The sequence below is a fragment of the Candidatus Pantoea communis genome (assembly GCF_011752685.1).
Lineage (GTDB): Bacteria > Pseudomonadota > Gammaproteobacteria > Enterobacterales > Enterobacteriaceae > Pantoea > Pantoea communis.
This window is the reverse complement of sequence record NZ_VWXC01000004.1, coordinates 110,732-125,933: the sequence shown is the minus strand read 5'-3', so window position 1 is coordinate 125,933 and position 15,202 is coordinate 110,732. Positions and strand designations below refer to the sequence as shown.

The 15,202-nt window shown below is 55.5% G+C and carries 15 protein-coding genes and 1 other RNA gene; 5 read left to right on the top strand and 11 right to left on the bottom strand.

The genetic code is table 11. The features are described 5' to 3' along the window. Positions 1-35: 35 nt before the first annotated feature. Entirely contained in the window at positions 36-554 is a 519-nt protein-coding gene (gene fldB / locus F3J37_RS07815; RefSeq protein WP_058961908.1) for a flavodoxin FldB, read from the top strand. Here the strand turns inward: fldB and F3J37_RS07810 are convergent. Beyond that, on the bottom strand, positions 551-970 hold the full coding sequence (locus F3J37_RS07810) for a protein YgfX (protein WP_166932884.1): 420 nt from the start codon (positions 968-970) through the stop codon (positions 551-553). The genes fldB and F3J37_RS07810 overlap by 4 nt on opposite strands. Continuing rightward, the gene (sdhE, locus tag F3J37_RS07805) at positions 945-1,211 is read right to left on the bottom strand and encodes an FAD assembly factor SdhE (RefSeq protein ID WP_038645011.1); all 267 of its coding nucleotides are present in this window, start codon (positions 1,209-1,211) and stop codon (positions 945-947) included. Before sdhE ends, F3J37_RS07810 begins: the two co-directional genes overlap by 26 nt. Positions 1,212-1,429: 218 nt before the next feature. On the opposite strand from sdhE, the gene ygfZ reads away from it, so the two are divergent. After that, positions 1,430-2,413: a tRNA-modifying protein YgfZ gene (gene ygfZ, locus F3J37_RS07800; protein WP_034823187.1), complete on the top strand. Its 984-nt coding sequence runs from the start codon at positions 1,430-1,432 to the stop codon at positions 2,411-2,413. A 134-nt stretch (positions 2,414-2,547) separates the two neighbouring features. Here ygfZ and trhA read toward each other — a convergent pair whose 3' ends face one another. From trhA to F3J37_RS07755, 9 genes are all read right to left on the bottom strand, one after another. After that, a complete protein-coding gene (gene trhA / locus F3J37_RS07795; protein ID WP_166932882.1) occupies positions 2,548-3,201 on the bottom strand; it encodes a PAQR family membrane homeostasis protein TrhA in 654 nt (217 codons plus the stop codon). Positions 3,202-3,378: 177 nt separating this feature from the next. After that, entirely contained in the window at positions 3,379-4,122 is a 744-nt protein-coding gene (locus F3J37_RS07790; RefSeq protein ID WP_166932880.1) for an SDR family oxidoreductase, read from the bottom strand. Positions 4,123-4,308: 186 nt separating this feature from the next. After that, positions 4,309-7,182, bottom strand: a complete 2,874-nt coding sequence (gene gcvP, locus F3J37_RS07785; RefSeq protein ID WP_166932879.1) for an aminomethyl-transferring glycine dehydrogenase — start codon at positions 7,180-7,182, stop codon at positions 4,309-4,311. A gap of 99 nt (positions 7,183-7,281) precedes the next feature. Continuing rightward, a complete protein-coding gene (gcvH, locus tag F3J37_RS07780) occupies positions 7,282-7,668 on the bottom strand; it encodes a glycine cleavage system protein GcvH (RefSeq protein WP_034823193.1) in 387 nt (128 codons plus the stop codon). A 19-nt stretch (positions 7,669-7,687) separates the two neighbouring features. Next, entirely contained in the window at positions 7,688-8,785 is a 1,098-nt protein-coding gene (gene gcvT, locus F3J37_RS07775; RefSeq protein ID WP_166932877.1) for a glycine cleavage system aminomethyltransferase GcvT, read from the bottom strand. A gap of 532 nt (positions 8,786-9,317) precedes the next feature. Then, positions 9,318-10,520, bottom strand: coding sequence for an FAD-dependent 2-octaprenylphenol hydroxylase (gene ubiI, locus F3J37_RS07770; protein WP_160833073.1), 1,203 nt, complete (start codon positions 10,518-10,520; stop codon positions 9,318-9,320). Positions 10,521-10,540: 20 nt separating this feature from the next. Further along, positions 10,541-11,719: a 2-octaprenyl-6-methoxyphenyl hydroxylase gene (gene ubiH / locus F3J37_RS07765; RefSeq protein WP_166932876.1), complete on the bottom strand. Its 1,179-nt coding sequence runs from the start codon at positions 11,717-11,719 to the stop codon at positions 10,541-10,543. Further along, entirely contained in the window at positions 11,716-13,038 is a 1,323-nt protein-coding gene (gene pepP, locus F3J37_RS07760; protein ID WP_166932874.1) for a Xaa-Pro aminopeptidase, read from the bottom strand. Before pepP ends, ubiH begins: the two co-directional genes overlap by 4 nt. Before the next feature lie 48 nt (positions 13,039-13,086). Beyond that, positions 13,087-13,668 (bottom strand): YecA/YgfB family protein, encoded by a 582-nt coding sequence (locus tag F3J37_RS07755; protein ID WP_034823202.1) that lies wholly within the window; start codon positions 13,666-13,668, stop codon positions 13,087-13,089. 170 nt (positions 13,669-13,838) lie between these two features. On the opposite strand from F3J37_RS07755, the gene zapA reads away from it, so the two are divergent. From zapA to F3J37_RS07740, 3 genes are all read left to right on the top strand, one after another. Beyond that, positions 13,839-14,168, top strand: coding sequence for a cell division protein ZapA (zapA, locus tag F3J37_RS07750; RefSeq protein WP_034823204.1), 330 nt, complete (start codon positions 13,839-13,841; stop codon positions 14,166-14,168). A gap of 39 nt (positions 14,169-14,207) precedes the next feature. Further along, positions 14,208-14,391: non-coding RNA, 6S RNA (gene ssrS, locus F3J37_RS07745), on the top strand. A gap of 189 nt (positions 14,392-14,580) precedes the next feature. After that, positions 14,581-15,186, top strand: a complete 606-nt coding sequence (locus tag F3J37_RS07740) for a 5-formyltetrahydrofolate cyclo-ligase (protein WP_097118032.1) — start codon at positions 14,581-14,583, stop codon at positions 15,184-15,186. The last annotated feature ends 16 nt before the right edge of the window (positions 15,187-15,202 follow it).

Sequence of the window (15,202 nt, the reverse complement as noted above, 5' to 3'; positions counted from 1 at the left end):
GCGCCAAAGTGAGTTTCAGTCAGAGCATTAATTGCATGAATATCGGTCTGTTTTACGGTTCAAGTACCTGTTACACCGAGATGACGGCGGAGAAGATTCGCGATTTTATCGGTGAAGAGTTAGTCACGCTGCACAACCTCAAAGATGAGGATCCCTCGCTGATGGAGCAGTACGATTTGCTGATCCTCGGCATTCCCACCTGGGATTTCGGTGAGTTGCAGGAGGACTGGGAAGCAGTGTGGCAGCAACTGCCCGCGCTGAATTTGCAGGGTAAAATTGTCGCGCTGTACGGCATGGGCGATCAGGCCGAATATTCAGAATGGTTCCTGGATGCGCTCGGCATGCTGCATGAATTGCTGCAGCCGATGGGCGTGCAGTTTGTTGGTTACTGGCCGCTGGAAGGCTATGAGTTTGCCAGCAAAAAACCACTCACGGCTGACGGCACCCAGTTTGTCGGCCTGGCACTCGACGACGTGAATCAGTTCGAGCTGAGTGAAGATCGTGTCGAACAGTGGTGCGAACAGATTCTGACGGAAACGGCCGCACTGCTTTAACGCGACGCATCTCTGTCACGCAGAAAACAGCAGGCGCGCAGTGAGCGCCATGCATAGGGCGGCAGGTTATCCATCATCAACCACAGCCGCCAGCGCGTGCCCTGCTGGTTTTGCAACGTTAACAATACGCCGAAAGGCAACCAATCTGCCTGCCGAGCTAATTGCCAGCGCTTTCCATACCAATGCCAGTCACCCTGTTCATCCAGCCCTAAGCGACCGGTGCGCTGCCTGAGCCGACGCTCATTGCGCCCGCACTCCATCAGCATCAGAATCAGCAGCGGGGCTTTGCCCCACGCCCAGCCCTCGGGCCACTCAAGACTCAACAGCCAAACGGTGCCCAGCACATACAGCGTCACGTTAAGCGCCCGAGCGCTGCGTGACGGCTGCACATCACATTGGAACCGGTCCGCGTTCACGGTTGCGTTGCTGAATCAGTTGCACCATGCGCTTGAACTCTGGATCAGCGGGCTCGCCGTGGTTCATCAACCAGTTAAACAGGTCGGGATCGTCACTCTTGAGCAGGGCGATAAACACCTGCTTATCGGTGTCAGTGAGCGAGTCATATTCGTATTTGAAGAACGGCATGATGGAGACATCCAGCTCCAGCATGCCGCGACGGCACGCCCACTGAACGCGAGCTTTATCATGAATTTCCATGTGTCTTTTTTCCATGGCTGAAAACAGTGGCGCTCAGTGTACCTGCTTTTTTCTCTGCCTGCAGGCGCAGCGCTGAACACTGCGTGATATTGCGCACAACAGTTCTACCCATTGCAGGGTTATCACGCGATTTGTGCGCCAGATGAGGTAAACAGGTTGCAAAGCAGCACTGCTCTTTTAACATTGGAAGCAATATTGTTATTAATCAGGACGCACCCATGCCGATTTTCACCCTTCCGCCACGCCAGCCTGCTGCGGCCTCACGCCTGCCATTAACCCTGATCTCCCTCGACGAGTGGGCGCTGGTGTCGGTGCAGGGCAAAGACAGTACGTCATATCTGCAAGGCCAGGTCACTTTAGATGTTGCTGCAATGGACGCCACCCAGCATCGTCCGGCAGCCCATTGTGATGCCAAAGGTAAAATGTGGAGTAACCTGCGTCTGTTTCATCGCGGCGAAGGTTACGCCTACATCGTGCGCCGCAATCTGCGTGAGCAGCAACTTAACGAACTGAAGAAATATGCGGTGTTCGCCAAAGTCACCATCGCTGCCGATGATGATGCAGTGCTGCTGGGTGTGGCCGGTTTTCAGGCACGCACGGCACTGGCTGATGTGTTTGCCACCCTGCCGGATGCAGAAACACCGGTGGTACAACAAGGCGAGAGCACGCTGCTGTGGTTTGAACACCCCGCCGAACGTTTCCTGCTGGTGACCACGCTGGCTCAGGCAGAAACGTTGAAAGAGAAGTTAGCCGGTGCTGCACAGTTCAATGACAGCACGCAGTGGCTGGCGCTGGATATTGAAGCGGGCATTCCGGTGATTGAAACCGCCACCAGCGCGCAGTTGATTCCGCAGGCAACCAACCTGCAGGCGCTGGATGCGATTAGCTTTAAGAAAGGCTGTTACACCGGTCAGGAGATGGTGGCGCGAGCTAAATTCCGCGGGGCCAACAAGCGTGCGCTTTACTGGCTGGCGGGCAGCGCCAGCAAAGTACCGCAGGCTGACGGATCGATGGAGCTGCAAATGGGCGACAAATGGCGTCGTACCGGCACCGTATTGAGCAGTGTGCAGCTGGATGACGGTAGCGTGTGGGTGCAGGTGGTGATGAACAACGATCTGGAGCCAGACAGCGTACTGCGCGTGGAAGGTGATGAAGGCGGGAAACTGACGATTCAGCCACTGCCGTATTCATTGGTCGATTGATTTGCCTTTCCAGGTGCGCATGAATGCGCACCTTAAGTAACCCCGCATGTTTCCCCGTAAGGTCGCCATTTATGGCGACTTTGTCGAAAGTCACACCCGGTGGTGACACTTTTTATATCAACCGCTCAGTAAGCTCAGGCGACATAAAAATAGATCGCGCAGAAGTGCAACACGCTGCCACCCAGCACAAAGCCGTGCCAGATAGCGTGGTTGTAAGGAATACGCCGCGAGACATAGAAAATCACCCCTAGCGAGTAGACAATCCCGCCCGCAGCCAGCAACCACACACCTCCGGCTGACAGCCTGGTCGCCAACTGATAAATCACCACCAGCGACAGCCAACCCATGCTGAGATAGGTGAACAGAGACAGCGCTTTAAAGCGGTGTGCAATCGTCAGTTTAAAGATGATGCCTGCCAGCGCCAGGCTCCAGATCACCACCATTAACCCTTGCGCCAGCGGTGATTTCAGTCCCACCAGCAGGAAAGGCGTATAAGTGCCCGCGATCAGTAAATAGATCGCACAGTGGTCAAATTTCTTCAGCCAATATTTCGCTTTTTGGTGCGGAATGGCGTGATAGAGCGTTGAGGCGAGGAACAGTAAAATCATGCTGCCGCCATACAGACTGTAGCTGGTAATCGCAATGGTGTCGGCTCGCATTTCAACCGCTTGTGTTAGCAGCAACACCAATCCAACAATGCCGAATATGCAGCCAATTCCGTGGCTAATGCTGTTGGCGATCTCTTCGGCTAGCGAGTAGCCCTGAGCAAGTATACGATTCTGTGCCATGCGCTTCATTCCTGAATAACGGTGTAAGAACTGTGTTTTTTATAAACATCAGAGTAACCGGGAAAAATTTCAGAGTACACATGTACGCTAAAATAATATTGTGACAGGAGTGTGACCAATGGCTGACAGCAGCGCTCTGGGTAACGCTGCTTCAGTTTCGATGATTAAATCAGAAGATTAGCGGCCACCTGCCGCATCAATAAAGGTGCCGGTGACGTAAGAAGCGGCATCGCTTGCCAGCCAGATAATCGCGGCGGCGATCTCTTCAGCCTGCCCCCCGCGCTGCATTGGCAGTGAGCTGGCAACACGATCAACTCTGCCTGGTTCCCCCCCATCCGCGTGCATCTCGGTATAGATTAAGCCCGGACGCACGCTATTGACGCGAATGCCCTGCGCCGCCACTTCCAGCGATAAGCCTTTGGTCAGCGTATCCATGGCCCCTTTTGACGCCGCGTAATCAACATACTCGCCCGGCGCACCGAGACGCGCTGCCGCTGAGGAGACATTGATGATCGAACCGCCCTGACCGCCGTGTGCGGTGCTCATGCGCTTCACCGCTTCACGACAGCAGATAAAGGTGCCAGTAACGTTGGTGGCGAACACGCGCTGAATACGTTCAGCATCGAGATCTTCTACGCGGCACTGCGTAAACAAAATCCCGGCATTATTGACCAGCACGCGCAGGTTGCCTGGCTGCTGATCAAGCTGTTGGAACATGCGCACGACCTGAGCTTCATCGGCGATATCCGCCTGCACGGCAAAGGCGCTGCCGCCCTGTTCTTCGATCTCAGTCACGACCTGCTGAGCTTCAGTGGCGCGCTTACGATAGTTAACTGCAACACGATAACCCGCCTGCGCCAGCATCAAGGCTGTTGCGCGTCCAATGCCACGGCTACCGCCGGTGACTAATGCCAAATCCATGTTGCCTCCAAATAGAAAAAGGGCCGATTTCTCGGCCCTTAGATTAGGGATCAAAATGTGTTTAGCCAAAATAATTTGAGTTGCACAAGGCAGCAGGCTCCACCCTTCCCGCAAGCCCATATAAGTCCGTGAGCGAGGTGAATGAGTGCCGCCAATACAACGGCGGCCCTGAGCATAACGGCTAAATTATTGGTATTCGCTCATTGGAACACAGGAGCAGAACACGTTGCGGTCACCAAACACATCATCCAGACGCTTCACGGTTGGCCAGTATTTGTTGGCGCTACCTGCCGGGAACACCGCCAGTTCGCGGGTGTACGGATGCGCCCACTCGCCAACGATCTCCATCTGAGTATGAGGTGCATTTACCAGCGGGTTATCGTCAGCGGGCCATTCGCCGTCGGCTACGCGGTCAATCTCCATGCGGATGGAGAGCATCGCATCGATAAAGCGATCCAGCTCGATTTTGCTTTCGGATTCCGTAGGCTCAACCATCAGTGTCCCGGCCACCGGGAAGGACATGGTTGGCGCGTGGAAGCCATAGTCGATCAAGCGTTTGGCAATATCCAGCTCGCTGATGCCGGTATGCTCTTTCAGCGGACGAATATCGAGAATACATTCGTGCGCCACGCGACCATCGCGACCGGCATACAGAATCGGATAAGCCGATTGCAGACGGCTGGCAATGTAGTTGGCATTCAGAATGGCTACCGAACTCGCCTGCTTCAGACCCTCCGCGCCCATCATGCGGATGTACATCCAGCTGATTGGCAGAATCGAGGCACTACCGAATGGTGCGGCAGAGACTGCGCCTTGCTGCGTCAGCACACCATCAATTTGCACCACGCTGTGACCCGGTACAAACGGAGCCAGATGCGCTTTCACACCGATTGGGCCCATGCCTGGACCGCCACCGCCGTGCGGAATGCAGAAGGTTTTATGCAGGTTAAGGTGCGAGACATCTGCGCCGATGTAACCTGGCGTGGTGATGCCCACCTGGGCGTTCATGTTGGCGCCATCCAGGTAAACCTGACCGCCATACTGATGCACGATCTGGCACACTTCACGAATGGTTTCTTCGTACACGCCGTGGGTTGAAGGATAGGTCACCATGATGCAAGACAGCTCATCGCCAACCTGGGCGGCTTTCTCACGCAGATCGCCGAGGTCGATGTTGCCTTGTTTATCACAGGCCACCACCACCACTGCCATGCCCGCCATCTGTGCGGAAGCCGGGTTAGTACCGTGCGCAGAACTTGGGATCAGGCAGACATTACGTCCACCTTCGTTGCGGCTCTCGTGATAACGACGAATCGCCAGCAGACCAGCATATTCACCCTGCGCACCGGAGTTTGGCTGCATGCAGAGTGCATCGTAACCGGTGAGCTGTACCAGCCACTGTGACAGCTGGCCAATCATCTGCAGATAGCCTGAAGCCTGTTCTGCCGGGCAGAATGGATGCAGCTCGGCGAATTCTGGCCAGGTGATCGGAATCATTTCGGCTGCGGCGTTGAGTTTCATGGTGCACGAACCGAGCGGGATCATCGCCTGGTTCAGCGCCAGATCCTTTTTCTCCAGGCTGTGCATGTAACGCATCATCTCGGTTTCGCTGTGATGACGGTTAAACACTGGATGGGTCAGGAACTCACTTTCACGTGACATGCCTGCCGGAATAGCGCTGTTTTCCGCAGCGACGCTGGCATCCAGAGCATCAGTCTCCTGACCGTGCGCATCACCCAGCAGAATGGCAAACAGCGTCTGCACATCTTCGCGTGAGGTGGTTTCATCCAGCGTGATACCCACGCCGTTGAGCACGTCACTGCGCAGGTTGACGCCAAAGCTCAGCGCGCGATTCAGCACTTCGGCTTTATCGGCGACTTCAACCGTTAAGGTATCGAACCAGCTGTTATGACGCAGCTTCAGTCCACCGTTTTTCAGGCCAGCGGCCAGAATACTGGTCAGACGATGAATGCGCGAGGCGATGCGCTTCAGGCCCGCCGGACCATGATAAACCGCATACAGGCCGGCGATGTTTGCCAGCAGCACCTGTGATGTACAGATGTTGGAGTTGGCCTTCTCACGACGGATGTGCTGCTCACGGGTCTGCATCGCCATACGCAGTGCAGTGTTGCCAGCAGCATCACGTGAAACACCGATGATACGACCCGGCATTGAACGTTTGTGCTCATCGCGGCTGGCGAAGAACGCAGCGTGTGGACCGCCGTAACCCATCGGCACACCAAAGCGCTGAGCGGAACCGAAAACGATGTCTGCGCCCTGCTTGCCCGGTGCTTCTAACTGCACCAGCGCCATGAAATCGGCGGCCACGCTCACCACCACTTTGCGGCTTTTCAGCTCGGCAATCAGTGCACGGTAGTCATGCACTTCACCGCTGGTGCCCACTTGCTGCAGCAGCACGCCAAACAGGTCGTCGTGATCCAGCGCTTTGCTGGCGCTGTCGATGATCAGTTCAAAACCAAAGGTTTCTGCACGCGTGCGCACCACATCCAGGGTTTGCGGATGGATGTCTTCGGCGATAAAGAATTTACCGGCATTTTTCAGTTTGCTGACGCGCTTCGCCATCGCCATCGCTTCGGCGGCGGCAGTGGCTTCATCGAGCAGTGAAGCAGAGGCGATATCCAGACCGGTTAAGTCCAGCGTCAGGGTCTGGAAGTTCAGCAGCGCTTCAAGGCGGCCCTGCGATACTTCTGGCTGATACGGGGTGTACGCGGTGTACCAGCCTGGGTTTTCCAGCATGTTACGCAGGATAACCGGTGGGGTGATCACGGCACTGTAGCCCATGCCGATCCAGGATTTGTAGATTTGGTTCTGACTGGCAATGGCTTTCAGCTCTGCCAGCGCTTGCTGTTCGGTCGCGGCATCACCGACCGCAGGCGGGCCTGGCAATTGGATGTCGGCAGGCACGATGGCGCTGATCAGTGATTCCAGAGAGCTGGCACCAATCGCTTCCAGCATGGTGGCCTGCTGCGCGGGTGTAGGACCGATATGGCGCTCAATGAAGGCACCGTTGTGTTCAAGCTGGCTGAGAGTCTGGGTCATTTGCAGTAAATCCTGAATCGGGCTGGGTTACAAAAATGGCATTAAATCAGGCAGATAAAAAAGAAGGCGCTGCAATGCAGCACCTCCGATGACTACCGGTTACTCGTCGATAGCGCCTTTATAGGCATCGGCGTCGAGCATCGAATCAAGTTCTGAAACGTCGCTGGCTTTAATACGGAATAACCAGCCTGCGGCGTACGGTTCGCTGTTGACCAGCTCCGGTGCGTCGGCCAGCTCTTCGTTCACAGCAACGATTTCACCGCTTAGGGGGGCATAGATGTCTGAGGCGGCTTTCACCGACTCCGCGACGGCACAGTCATCACCGGCAGCGAAAGTGGCGCCCACATCAGGCAGATCCACAAACACCATATCGCCCAGCAGTTCCTGCGCGTGTTCGGTGATACCCACGGTGAAGGTGCCATCGGCTTCTTTACGCACCCACTCGTGACTATCGCGGTATTTCAATTCATTAGGCACATTGCTCATCGCCATTTCTCCTGAAAAATTACTGAGCGACCGGCTTGCCGGCGCGAACAAAAATCGGTTTGGTGACTTTCACCGGCATTTCACGATTGCGGATCTCTACAATCGCTTGCTCACCAATGCCCGCTGGCACACGTGCCAGCGCGATGCTGTAACCCAGCGTCGGGGAGAAGGAACCACTGGTAATAATACCCTGCTGTGGCTGACCTTGTTCATCGGTGAAACGCACCGGCAAGCCGTTTCGTAGCACCCCTTTTTCGGTCATGATCAAACCCACCAGCTTTTCAGTCCCATGTTCACGTTGCGCTTCTAGCGCCTCGCGACCGATGAAATCGCGATCGGCAGGTTCCCAGCTCACCGTCCAACCCATATTGGCCGCCAGCGGTGAAACACCTTCATCCATTTCCTGACCGTAGAGATTCATCCCTGCTTCCAGGCGCAGCGTGTCACGCGCACCCAGGCCAGCCGGTTTGACGCCTGCTGCCAGCAGTTTCTGCCAGAAATCGGCCGCTTCACTGTTCGGCATCGCAATTTCATAACCGGCTTCACCGGTATAACCGGTGGTGGCGATGAACAGGCTTTCGCTTTGCACACCAAAGAACGGTTTCATACCTGCCACCGCTTCACGCTGCGCCGCAGTAAACAACGTCTGTGCTTTCTGCTGCGCTTGCGGGCCTTGTACGGCAATCAGTGCCAGGTCGTCACGCTCGGTGAGTTCGACACCAAACGGCTGAGCGTGCTGTTTGATCCACGCCAAATCCTTCTCACGCGTCGCGGAGTTCACCACTAAGCGGAAAAAGTCTTCGGTCATAAAGTAAACAATCAAATCATCAATGACGCCAGCCGAAGCATTCAGCATGCCGGTGTAGAGGGCTTTGCCGGGTTGCGTCAGTTTGGCGACATCGTTGGCCAGCAGATAACGCAGGAATTCACGGGTGCGGACACCGTGCAGATCGACGATGGTCATGTGGGAAACATCAAACATACCGGCATCGTTGCGCACCACATGATGCTCATCCATTTGCGAGCCGTAATGCAGTGGCATCATCCAGCCATGGAAGTCCACCATGCGCGCACCGCATGCCTGATGCTGTTCGAATAGAGGCGTTTGCTGAGTCATAACCATCCTGTGAAAACAAGTGAGTGTGACGCGCCTGCGCCGCCTATACAGGCTGACGCAAACGTTCTCTTTGTGCTGAAGTTACCACCGAACGCGGCGATTAACCATAAGGAAAACGAGGGCGAAACAGTACCACCCTTCAGCACGCACCAAACCCACCACAGCACAATTCACTGCATTTTTGTGATTAACCGCGCATAAAATACAATTAATAACGATAAACACAGCCTGATAATGGAACACACGCCTCAGTACGGGAAATAGGTCCGGCGAACCCGCGACACCTTCATTAGTTAAAGTAATGCGAATTGGCGAGTAAAATTAGAATAAATCAAACGAGGCGCAATTTGAGTGCAGAGGCGCACCAGAGCAGTGCATAGGGTGAAAAAGCTAATTAAAATGCGCTTGTCCAAACACAGCCTGCAACGTCCCAGTGCAGACGTAACTGTCACTTTAGGAGCGGCTTTTGGTATGACGAGACAGTGATTCATGCAAAAAAATGGCGCCTGAATCGGCGCCATTTAACGAGAATTTAACGAATCCAGCTGGGCATATCATTTAGCCCCATGGCCTGCTTCAGCATCATCGGTTTGACGCCCGGCAATGTGTCAGCCAGTTTCAATCCCACATCACGCAGTAGCTTTTTCGCCGGATGGGTGCCGGCAAACAGCTCACGGAATCCCTGCATGCCCGCCAGCATCATTGCCGCACTGTGCTTGCGGCTGCGCTCATAACGTCGCAGATAAAGGTGCTGCCCGATATCTTTCCCTTCCTGATGCAGGCGACGAATTTCACCGATCAGTTCCGCGGCATCCATGAAGCCAAGGTTAACGCCCTGTCCGGCCAGCGGATGAATGGTGTGCGCGGCATCGCCCACCAGTGCCAGGCGGTGCGCGGCAAAGTTACGAGCATAGCGCGCCATCAGTGGGAAGGTTTTGCGCTCGCTTTCTACGTGGCATAAGCCTAAACGCATATCGAAGGCTACTGACAGATGCTGGTTGAACAGCGCTTCTGGCATCGACTGCACGCGGGCCGCTTCTTGTGGCGACAGCGACCAAACGATGGAACACAGGTGCGGGTCCTGCATAGGCAGGAACGCCAGAATGCCGTCGCCATGGAACACCTGACGCGCAATTGCATCGTGCGGCATATCGGTGCGGATATTGGCGACCAGCGCGTGATGATCGTAATCCCAGAAGGTAATCGGGATATCGGCTTTGTCGCGCAGCCACGAGTTTGCCCCATCCGCGGCAATCAGCAGGCGCGCACTCATCATGCTGCCGTCCTGCAAAGTGACGAACGCTTCGTTGTCGCCAAAGGCCACCTGCTGCAACTGCGCAGGGGCAAATAAGGTGATATCGCTGCACTGACTGGCGCGCTGCCACAGTGCGCTGTGAATCACTTCGTTTTCAATAATATGGCCGAGATGGGATAAGCCTTGCTGCTCATCATCAAAGCTGATGGAACCAAAGCTGTCTTGATCCCACACTTCCATGCCGTGATAGGCACTGGCGCGCAACGCCAGGATACTGGACCAGACATCCAGCTTTTGCAGCAGACGTTCGCTGGCAGCATTGATCGCCGAGACGCGAATCGATGCGGCGCTCGCTGGATCAAATTGTGGCTCAGGTGCTTTCTCCAGCACGGCAACGCGCAGGCCGCTGCCCTGTAATCCGCAGGCGACGGCCAGACCTACCATACCGCCACCGGCGATAGCCACATCAAATGTTTGCATTGCTGCCCCTTAATTCATGCTCAACGCTTCACCCAGCCGAGCGTGCGCGCGGCAAGTGGGTTTCGCAGCCATGGCAGATGGTCCATTGCCACCAGCCCAAGATTTCTTCCCGCCACTAAGGGCGCATAACGATTGGCAAACAGCCGCACCAGACCATCGGTCACGCCGATTGTCGCGGCGCGATCCGGTTGACGGCGTGCAGCGAAGTGCTGCAAAACGCCATAGCTGCCAACATCCTGCTGCTGACGATGCGCGCCTGCCAGCGTTTCCGCCAGCGACATCACATCGCGCAAGCCCAGGTTAAAACCCTGGCCCGCAATAGGATGCAGCGTTTGCGCCGCGTTGCCCACCAACGCCAGGCGATGCGCCACCTGACGCTCTGCGGTTTGCAGCGCCAGCGGGTACACTTCGCGCTGGCCGGCATGGGTAAAACGCCCTAAGCGCCAGCCAAACGCCTGCTGAAGCTCGTGCAGGAAGGTCGCATCATCCCACTGTTTAACTGTCGCTTCTGCCTCGACGGGATGGCACCACACCAGCGACATGCGATTGCCAGACATCGGTAATAGCGCCAGCGGACCGTGCTCGGTGAAGCGTTCAAAAGCACGCCCCTGATGCGGTTGCTGCGTGGTGACGTTGGCAATCACCGCCAGCTGCTGATAATCGTCCCGCTGCCAGGTCATACCGCATGACGCCGCAAGGGGCGAACGTGAGCCATCGGCTGCCACCAGCAACGCGCCCTGTAGCTGCTCGCCGCTGTTGAGTGTCACTGTGACAGATTCAGCTGATCGCACCACCGTCGTGACGTAATCCGGGCAGCGCAGCGTCACACCAGGCGCACTTTTCAGACGCTGGAACAGGCGCTGGCCCACATCAAACAGCTCAACCACCTGCCCCAGCGCTGGGACCTGATAATCATCCGCCTTTAGCTGCACAAAACCGGTGTGGCCACGGTCAGAGACGTGAATATCCGTGATCGGCGTGCCGCAATCTGCGAGCGAGCGCCATACATCGATATCCGCCAGCTGCTGACAGGTGCCCGCCGCTAACGCAATCGCCCGGCCATCAAAGCCCGGATGTTTGCGGCTATCCGGCAGACTGCGCTCAATGAGCGTGACGGGCAGTTGGCCTTGCGTCAGATGCGAAATCGCCAGCGCCAGGGTTGCCCCGGTCATGCCGCCGCCTGCAATCAAAATGCTCATGCGTGGCGTGCCGCTGCCATCAAGGCTTCAATTGCCTCTGCATCTTTTACTACGCTGTCGGTCAGGTTTTCGTTGCCGTCAGCGGTGATCACGATGTCATCTTCGATACGGATACCGATACCGCGATACTGCGGTGGGACTTTGGCATCCGGCGCAATGTACAGGCCAGGTTCAATGGTCAGCACCATGCCCGGTTCGAGAATGCGGTCACGGCTTGGTGTACCGTAATGGCCGACGTCATGCACATCCAGCCCCAGCCAGTGACTCAAGCCGTGCATGAAGAACGGGCGGTGCGCCTGCTCTTCGAACAGCGTATCGATATTGCCTTCCAGAATACCGAGATCGACCAGACCGGTGATCATGATGTGCACCACTTCGTCATTGACGTCGTGGATGCTGATGCCAGGGCGGAACATCGACAGCGCTTTGTACAGCGAGGCCAGCACGATGTCGTAAATCTCGCGCTGAGGTTGCGTGAATTTGCCATTAACCGGGAAGGTGCGGGTGATGTCCCCGGCATAACCGTGGAATTCACAACCCGCATCAATCAGCACCAAATCACCATCGCGCATTTCACTTTCGTTTTCGGTGTAATGCAGGATGCAGCCGTTCTCACCCGATCCCACAATGGTGTTGTAAGAAGGGAAACGTGCGCCGTGGCGATTGAATTCATGGTGAATTTCGCCTTCGAGCTGATACTCAAACATCCCCGGACGGCAGGCTTGCATCGCACGAGTATGTGCCAGCGCACTGATTTTTCCTGCGCGGCGGAGGATTTCAATCTCAGCTTCGCTTTTGAACAGGCGCATATCGTGCACCCACGGACGCCAGTCGGTGACAGTGGCAGGCGCGCTGAGATTCTGACGGAAGCCGCGACGCAGTTTTTCCAACGCGCTGAACAACCGTTGGTCAGCTTCTGCGTACTCACCCTGAGCGTGATACACCACATCAAGCCCGTTGAGCAGCTGATGCAATTGCTCACCGATGTCATCCCACGGTAAAGCGCGGTCAACGCCAAGCTTAGCGGGTGCGGCATCTTGCCCGAGGCGGCGGCCAAACCAGATCTCAGCGGTAAGGTCGCGAACTCGATTGAACAGCACGCTGTGGTTATGCTTGTCATCACTTTTGATCAGCACTAGCAGCGCCTGCGGTTCATTGAACCCGGTGAAATACCAGAAGTCGCTGTTTTGGCGGAAATTGTATTCCGTGTCGTTGCTGCGGGTCACTTCAGGTGCAGCGAAAATCAAAGCGGCGCTGCCAGGTGCCATACGGGCAATCAGCGCCTGACGACGTTGCTGGAAAGTATCCAGTGTAATCATGTTTGCACTCCCTGTTGAAACGGGCACCACGCGCCCGCAATAACGCACTTAGTGTAACGTTGGCTTTTGCACTTCCGGCGCAGTTGGCGTGTGCTGACGAGTGAATGTGTCATGGCAAAGCAAGGCCGCCACGCGCACATACTCAATCACTTCTTCCAGCGACTGCTCCAGCTCTTCCTGATCTTCATCTTCGTCGTAACCGAGCTGCGCGATGGTGCGCAAATCATCAATCGCTTCGCCGGTTTCGCCAGTGACTTTATCCAGCTTCGGCTGCGTAACGCCTAAGCCGAGCAGGAAATGATTGACCCAGCCCGCGAGCGCATCCGCGCGATCGAAGACGGTGATATCATCATCTTCCGGCAGCATCAGCTGGAACATGAAACCCTCGTCTTCCAGCGTATTGCTCAGATTTTCATGCAGCGCCTGCAGCGGCTGTGACAGGCTTTGTGAAAACGCCATGCCTTCGTTGGTGAGGTCATGGACCATGGTTTTCCAGCGGGTGTCTTTATTGCCACCACACAAAATGCCGGACAGCAATCCGTGCATTTCGGCTGGCGTCATGCCCACGCCCTGCTGAGAAAGGGCTGCGGCTAGCGCGTTGTAACCAGGAGTTTCGTTCTGTAAAGACATAGGCTTTGGTCGTCGTTGGCAGAATAAGTTCGTGTTATGCTACCACCAGGTGCCTCAGGGTTTCCAGAAAAGGGGTTGTAACTTATATCGCGGCTCTATATAGTTGCGCACCTCCCAACCCATTGACAGGTAAGGGAGATGCGAACAGAGTAATCAGTCAGGATGGTGGCATGTCTGCACAACCGGTAGATATTCAGATTTTTGGTCGTTCATTGAGAGTAAATTGTCCTCCCGAACAGCAAGATGCGCTGAATCTGGCTGCTGAGGATCTCAATCAACGGTTGCAAGATTTAAAAGTTCGCACTAGAGTCACCAATACAGAGCAACTGGTGTTCATCGCCGCCTTAAATATCTGCCACGAGCTGGCACAGGAAAAAGGCAAGACGCGCGACTATGCAGCAAACATGGAACAACGTATCCGCATGCTGCAGCAGACCATTGAACAAGCATTAGTTGAGCAAGGTCGCATAACTGATCGCCAGGGCCCTAAATTCGAATAACACTTCATGGTACTCGTGTTAGAGTGACGGTGAAGTCAATTTTCTCTGAGATGTTTGCAAGCGGGCCAGTCCCCTGAGCCGATATTTCATACCAACAGAATGTGACGCTCCGTAACCTGTGAGCATGCTCGGTCCGTCCGAGAAGCCTGATGGTTGCGACGGCATATTCACCTTGAACCAAGGGTTCAAGGGTTACAGCCTGCGGCGGCATCTCGGAGATCTTCTCTTTCGTCCCCTTCGCCAGAGACTCATGTTTCAGCAAGGCGGCAAGCAAATGAATCCCAATCAGCTTAACAAATTGAGTGATTGGGGTGCATGAGCGCAGTTAACCCCCCTGTACCTGAAGTATGACGCGAATCTCCCGCTTCGCATGATATAGTTGGCCAAATAGCCGACTCTGCCGGGGGGCATCATGACCGCACCTTCCCTACTTGATCGCCAGGACATTCGTCAGCATGTGCGCCATCTGCGTCGCAACCTTACGCCTGAACAGCAGGAACAAGCTGCCGATCTGCTCGCCGAGCACGCTATCAACTTTGCGCCTATCGCTAATGCTCAACGCATCGCGCTGTTTTTATCTGTCGATGGTGAAATCAACACCCGCCCGCTGATTGCCAAGCTGTGGCAGCAGAAAAAGCAGGTTTATTTGCCGGTACTGCATCCTTTCGCTCCCGGCCATCTGCTGTTCCTGCGTTATACACCTGAGACCTCACTGACCCCGAACAAATTGCGCATCCCGGAACCGCCGCTGGATATCACGCAGATGGCCACACTCGATCAGTTGGATGTGATGCTGGTGCCGTTAGTGGCATTTGACCACCAGGGTCAGCGATTGGGCATGGGTGGAGGTTTTTACGATCGCACCCTGCAGCACTGGCAGCAGCATGGCTTTTTACCGATGGGCATTGCGCACGATTGCCAGCGTGTTGAGGCATTGCCAGTCGCGGCATGGGATGTCCCCTTGCCTGCTATTTTGACGCCGTCAAAGCTGTGGCAGTGGGATAGCGCCGAACGATAAAACAAAGGGCGCCAAA